Genomic DNA, 5,786 nt, shown 5'->3' with positions numbered 1-5,786 from the left:
TAGCACGTCCTCGACCGCGAGTTCGTGCAGGCCGAGCTCTTCGCTGATCGCGCCCAGCTCGGCGGGGGTGGGGGTGCACAGGTCGAACCAGACGGTGCAGGCGGGGTCGGCCAGATGGTCGGAGACATCGGCTATGGGGAAGCCCTCGGCGACCACGACTCCGTCCCGGTAGGCGCGGGTACGGCAGGACGGCGGCGCGGGCGGACGCTGCTCGAGCGATTGCCGCCCTCGGCCAGTGGGCCGGGAAGTGGAGGCGGGCGGTCGGTGGTCATGCGGCATGGTGGTTCCTCAGGTGGAAGGCGGGAGCGAGCTGGGTGACGTCCCCGAAATCTTTTATGGTCCTCCCTTCGGCTTGTGCGCATAGCCACTAATCCCGCATATCTACGTATTGCATACGGCTTCGCCTGCTGTACTGACCACAGAAACATCCGACCTGCGTAACTCGTCAAGCTGTGGCCGCTTCGCGAGGGCGGAAGGCGACCTCCTCGTTCTCGTTGTAGAGCACGCCCTTCTGGAGGCAGTGGTGCAGGCAGCCGAGCATGCGGTTGAAGGTGTTGCGCAGGGCGCTGGCGCCTTCGACGAGTTCCTCCGCGAACTCATCGTCGAGGGCACCCTCGAGGGACTGGCCTCGGCCCGAGCGCGCGGCCGCGTCGGCGGGCGGCCGGCGGCCCTGGACCCTCACGGGGTGGAGATGGCCCGCGCGCTGTACGAGATGAAGGGCGGTGACGGCAAGCGCCGCTACACCGTCCAGCAGATCGCCGACCGGCTCGGCGTCAGCCGCGCCACGCACTACCGCCACCTCAAACCCGACAAACCGGTCTCGGCGTAAGAGGAGCACGGTGCTGCCCCCGGTCACCTACTACGGGGGCAAGGCCAAGCTGAGCTTGTTCTCAAGGCAGGAGCGATCTCGCAAGCGCCAAGGTTGAAGGTCAAGTTGGCGGAGCGGTGCGGCAGAGCCGTACCGCCACAAAGGCGAGCAGCCCGAGGGCGGCCAGCGCGAAGACCGCGTTGCCCACGAGGTCCACATTCGCGGGCGCTGGGAAACTCGGCGGCTGAGGGAAGCCGTGCCAGGCGTAGGTGACCAGGCCGGCAGCTCCCAGGGCGAACCTGTGCCAGGGTCCCCAGCCCGTGCGCCGGGACCAGCGCAGGATGAGCAGCGTCATCGTGGCGTAGAGCGCGAGGTAGAAGCCGACCGTGATCCACGCGGGCACGACGGACTCCAGCTTGATCCCCACCATGGCGAGCAAGCTGGGGAGCCAGAACGCCAGCCCGGCCGCGATGGTGATCGCGAAGACGGTCCACGGGCTGGCCGGCGTGGCCGCGAGCAGGGGGCGGCGGAATCGAACCGACAGGAACGCGGCGATGATCAGGGCGACGGCCGTGATCAGCGTCCAGGCGATCTGAGCGGCCGACAGCGGGTAGATGGCCGGACCTGCCAGGGCGATGGGCACCGCGCCGCCTAGCAGGAACAGGACGGCGGACACGGTGAGGCCGACCCTGCCGAGCCAGGGGGTGTCCGGCCGGCGTGAGCCCGCCTCCACGATCGAGATCGGCACCGCGATGCTCCACACCCCGTGGATGGCCAAAACGAACACGGTCCAGTAGGCGCCGATGCCCAGTGCCGGAATGAACCCGTAGTCGAGCAACCGCAACCCGACATAGTCGGGATCGAACAGCGACCGGGTGAGCAGGCCCTCCTCGATCACGGCATAGGCGAGCCCGAGCAGGATGATCCCCGGCCACCCCAGCCGCCACCGGCGGGCGACCTCACGGATCAGCAGCGCGCCACCGCCATAGAGCGGAATCAGTCCGATGATCATTGGTAGGGCGTCGATGGCGATGTTGCCCAGCAGGTACTCGCCGACCAGCGGCGCGAGAACCAGCAGGCCAAGCGCTGGAAGAATGCGTTTGAACACCTCTGCCCTCACCGGTTGTAGAGCTCTGCGCGCAGGGCGTTGCCCGAAGGGGCGGGATCGAAGGGGCAGGCGGGCGGGCGGTCGAGGGACGGGGTGACCGGCTCATCGCGATAGTACGTGTTCATCACAATTGAAAGCTATGTTGCGTTCAGAAATTCTGTCAATCAATCGATGCGCATAAGTGCAGTTAAAAGCCAATAAATTGATGCGTTGACACTGAAGCTGAATGCAATGAAACATTGCATTGTGTGGCGCCGAACGCAATAGTGGCGTCATGGCAGAAGGAAGGTTGACCCAGCAGGACCGCCGGCGCATCGCGACCGGCCTCGCCGAAGGCCGCTCCTACGCCGAGATCGCCAGGCGGCTGGACCGGCCGACCTCGACGATCAGCCGTGAGGTCGGCCGCAACGGCGGCCCCGGCGACTACCGCCCTGAGCGGGCGCACCAGGCGACGGCGCGGCGGGCGCGGCGCGGCACCCCGGCCCGTTCGCCCGATGCCGAACCCCAGGACCGCAAGGTCTTCGAGGTGGAAGAGGGAGCCGTCGAGATGGCGGTCGGGATGGGCCTGCCGAAAATGATGGCGCGCGTGCTCATCGGCCTGTGGCTGAGCGAGGACGGCAGGCTCACCGCGGCCGAGCTGTCGCGCGGGCTGAAAGTCAGTCCCGCCTCGATCTCCATGGCGGTGGGCTACCTGACCCGGCAGGGGCTGATCAGGCGCGAGCGTGATCCGCGGCGGCGGCGCGACATCTACGTGGTCGACGACGACGCCTGGTACCACTCGGCGGTGATCAGCGCGCGGCAGACGCTCACGGCGGCGGAGATCACGAAGGCGGCGGGGCAGACGCTCGGGCTCGACACGCCCGTGGGACGCCGCCTGGCCAGGGGCGGTGCGTTCCTGGAGCGGATCAGCCTGGACGCTCTGGCGTCGGCCGAACGCTGGCGCGACCTCCCGCCGTGATCAGACCGCTGGGATTGTGCCCCGGATTCCCGTGCTGTGGTCCAATCGTCCCCTCAACGCCCACGAGGCCCTGTTCGACCCGCGAAACGCAAACTCCCGCTCCGAGCGCCACGCCAGCGGAACCATGTGACGAAACTCCGTGCGAGGCGCCCGAATGCGGCCTGACCGTCCGCCGGCCTGCGCCGGGACGTCGCCGCCGCTACTGCTCAACCGCCTGCCGAGTTCGCGCGCATCGGACTACGACGCGATCGTGACCTACTCCGGGTTGTCCGGCTGCGTGACATCCCCGCTCAGCGCCGGCCGCTTGGCGACGTCCAGCCGTACCTCACCGCAGGGCTGGACGTGCGAGGGCGCCTCCACCGCGGCGCGAGCGTGACATGCCGCCGGCACCTGGGGCGCTGGCCTGGCTGTCGGTCGCGGTCTTCCTCGGCGCCTACGCGCTGATCGCCACCGAACGCATCCACCGGGTCGCCGCCGCCCTGGGCGGCGCCGGGATCATGCTGCTGATCCACGCCAGCAACGCCGAAGCAGCGTTCTTCTCCAAGGAGAGCGGCGTCGACTGGAAAGTCATCTTCCTGCTGCTAGGCATGATGGTGATCGTCGGCGTGCTCAAGCAGACCGGCGTCTTCGAGCACCTGGCGATCTGGGCGGCCAAGCGGGCGCGCGGCAGGCCGTACCGGCTCATGGTGCTACTGGTGGTGATCACCGCCGCGGCGTCCGCGCTGCTGGACAACGTCCCCACCGTGCTGCTGATCGCGCCGGTTACCTTCCTGGTGTGCGACCGGCTGGCGCTGCCCGTCGTGCCGTACCTGATCGCCCAAGCGATGGCATCGGCGGCGCCGCGGCGACCAGGATCCGCACCACCCCGGCCGCGGCCGCCTGTACCGACCAGCCGGGCAGGGCCAGTAGCGCGCCGAGCAGCAGGCCGCCCGCGGCGGTGCCGGCGGCGAGCACCAGGGCCCAGGCGGCGGCGAGGGTGAACTTGGCGGCCACGATGGCAGCGCGGGAGGCGGGCAGGGCGAGCAAATCCTTGGCGGTGTGGTCGCTGAACTCGCGGCCGAACAGCCAGATGGCGATCACGCTGTAGACCAGCAGGCCGCCCACGGCGACCGCTTGGGCCAGCAGAGCCAGATAGCCGGGCCAGTCGGCGCTGGCGCCGGACAGCTGAGCCTTCTCGCCGAGCAGTCCCAGCGCGCGGGCGCGAGTGGGGTCGGCCAGGATGAACATGAACAGGCCGCAGACGAGTGTGACGACGGTGAAGGCGAGCGCGTGCGCCGCGAACTCCTGGACGGATCCTGATCCTCAGCGAACTCCACCTGGCCTTCGTGCTTCGCGAGTACCTGAACCACTACAACGGGCACCGGCCGCACCAGTGCCGGCAACAACGGCCCCCGGACACCGCAACGCAACCCGCCCGTGACACGACCCACCTCAACGACCTGCGATCCATCCGCCGAAAACCCGCCGTCACAGGCATGATCAGCGAATACCGGCACGCCGCATAACCACGGTTCAGGCCCCGTAACCCAATATTCGAGCGGTACAGGGTGGGGGAGGGCGGCCTGCGCAGCCGGCCGTTCCCACAGCACGGATACGACGGACCTGGCAGAGCGTAGTAGATCTCTACGGATCGGCATCGCACGCCAAGCAAGCCCGCGCGCCGCGGAATTCCGGAAACCCGCGGCCCGACCGAGTGCCGTTCAGGCAGGGAGAAGGCATGCCGGCACTCCCGGCCGACCCTGGCAAGCCGAAGGGAGGAGAGCATGAAGTGCGCCCCCACCCGTCACCTCCACCCCGGCCCGTGCGCGCGCTCGCCGCCCGCGCCGACAACCTGGCCGAGGCCATCGACGCGCTGGCGACGAGAGGTCGCGAGCCGACCCCGCAGACCGCGCCGGTTACCGGCTACCGGACGCCGCCGTCCTCACCTGATCACTCATGGCTCGACCCTACGAGCTCGCACAGAGAGAAGCTCGAGCGGGCCACCCCCACGATCCGGCACAACCGCTTCACCCCGAAGGCGTTCGCGTGGTCGGCGACGAACGGGAAGCGGTTCACCAGGTTTCGCCGCTGCGGGTGCGGCGATGTCGCGGGCCGAGGTGGAAGACCTGGTCACCGCGATCATCACCGCGCCGGTCAGCTAGCGGGAGCGGCGGTCGGCACGGGCTTGCCGAACATCGTGCAGGTCACGGCCATCTGGAGCGCCTGGGCGGCCTTGGCGATCTTCGGGTCGGTCTCGAACTCGGCCCACATCTCCGTCGAGATGAGGAGGGTCGCCGAGCGGGTGCCGGTGCGGTCGGTGGAGCTGGTGGCGACGTAGCCGGGGATGCCGCCTTCGTGACCCCAGAACGTGCCGCACGGGTGGGGAACGGTCTGGATGCCAAGCCCGTAGCCGAGTCCGTCCGGCTGCTGCGGGTCCATCGGCACGGTGGCGCGCATCTGTGCCAGCTGGGCTGCGGGCAGCAGCTTGCCGGACATCAACGCGGTGTTGAACCGAGACCAGTCCCGTGTGGTGGACACCACCGCCCCGGCCGCCCCGCCCCACCCCGGGCTGTTGTCGGAGACGTCCACGTGACCGTGGTGGCGCGCCCCGGCGAAGTTCCTGAACTCGGCCGGCACACCGGGTGGCATGTGGGCGGCATCCGGTTCGTAGCCGTGGGCGTGGGGGCCACGCCAGGCGGCGTCCGTGGCGTAGTAGGTGTGCTTGAGGTTGAGCGGCCGGGCGATCCGGTCCCGGAGCAGGTCGGCCAGGCTCGCCCCGGTGACCCGCTCCAGGACGGCGCCGAGCGCGGCGTAGTTGGTGTTGCTGTACGACCATTTCGTGCCCGGCGCGAACAGTGGATCGTGCTTAGCCCCTACGGCGAGCAGCTTCGCCGAGGTCCACCGCCGCCGATCCCTTCCGAGCATCGACGGCC

The 5,786-nt window shown here is 69.2% G+C and carries 7 protein-coding genes and 2 pseudogenes; 4 read left to right on the top strand and 5 right to left on the bottom strand.

The features are described 5' to 3' along the window. Nucleotides 1-279 (bottom strand): annotated as a pseudogene (locus ACFSKW_RS50010) (hypothetical protein); the annotation flags it as partial. Nucleotides 280-445: 166 nt separating this feature from the next. Beyond that, a complete protein-coding gene (locus ACFSKW_RS50005; protein ID WP_379582069.1) occupies nt 446-682 on the bottom strand; it encodes a hypothetical protein in 237 nt (78 codons plus the stop codon). 9 nt (nt 683-691) lie between these two features. Here ACFSKW_RS50005 and ACFSKW_RS50000 point away from each other — a divergent pair, with 9 nt between their 5' ends. Further along, complete coding sequence (locus ACFSKW_RS50000) at nt 692-829, top strand: hypothetical protein (protein ID WP_379582072.1); 138 nt, start codon at nt 692-694, stop codon at nt 827-829. Between the two features lie 100 nt (nt 830-929). Here ACFSKW_RS50000 and ACFSKW_RS49995 read toward each other — a convergent pair whose 3' ends face one another. Continuing rightward, nucleotides 930-1,916, bottom strand: a complete 987-nt coding sequence (locus ACFSKW_RS49995) for a hypothetical protein (protein ID WP_379582068.1) — start codon at nt 1,914-1,916, stop codon at nt 930-932. A gap of 274 nt (nt 1,917-2,190) precedes the next feature. On the opposite strand from ACFSKW_RS49995, the gene ACFSKW_RS49990 reads away from it, so the two are divergent. Next, complete coding sequence (locus ACFSKW_RS49990; RefSeq protein ID WP_379582066.1) at nt 2,191-2,874, top strand: helix-turn-helix domain-containing protein; 684 nt, start codon at nt 2,191-2,193, stop codon at nt 2,872-2,874. A gap of 377 nt (nt 2,875-3,251) precedes the next feature. Further along, nucleotides 3,252-3,698: pseudogene (locus tag ACFSKW_RS49985) on the top strand (ArsB/NhaD family transporter); the annotation flags it as partial. On the opposite strand, the gene ACFSKW_RS49980 reads toward ACFSKW_RS49985, so the two are convergent. Beyond that, nucleotides 3,637-3,954 (bottom strand): ABC transporter permease, encoded by a 318-nt coding sequence (locus ACFSKW_RS49980; RefSeq protein WP_379582070.1) that lies wholly within the window; start codon nt 3,952-3,954, stop codon nt 3,637-3,639. The pseudogene ACFSKW_RS49985 and the gene ACFSKW_RS49980 sit on opposite strands and share 62 nt — an antisense overlap. On the opposite strand from ACFSKW_RS49980, the gene ACFSKW_RS49975 reads away from it, so the two are divergent. Then, nucleotides 3,913-4,173 (top strand): hypothetical protein, encoded by a 261-nt coding sequence (locus ACFSKW_RS49975; protein ID WP_379582074.1) that lies wholly within the window; start codon nt 3,913-3,915, stop codon nt 4,171-4,173. The two genes, ACFSKW_RS49980 and ACFSKW_RS49975, sit on opposite strands and share 42 nt — an antisense overlap. Before the next feature lie 834 nt (nt 4,174-5,007). Here the strand turns inward: ACFSKW_RS49975 and ACFSKW_RS49970 are convergent. Continuing rightward, nucleotides 5,008-5,786: serine hydrolase domain-containing protein (locus tag ACFSKW_RS49970; protein ID WP_379582064.1), on the bottom strand; the 779-nt coding region annotated here is incomplete at its 5' end.

Origin of the sequence: Nonomuraea mangrovi (genome assembly GCF_042681425.1) — a bacterium.
Classification (GTDB): domain Bacteria; phylum Actinomycetota; class Actinomycetes; order Streptosporangiales; family Streptosporangiaceae; genus Nonomuraea; species Nonomuraea mangrovi.
Note: the sequence above shows the minus strand (reverse complement) of the source record. Positions and strands in the feature narration are given on the sequence as shown.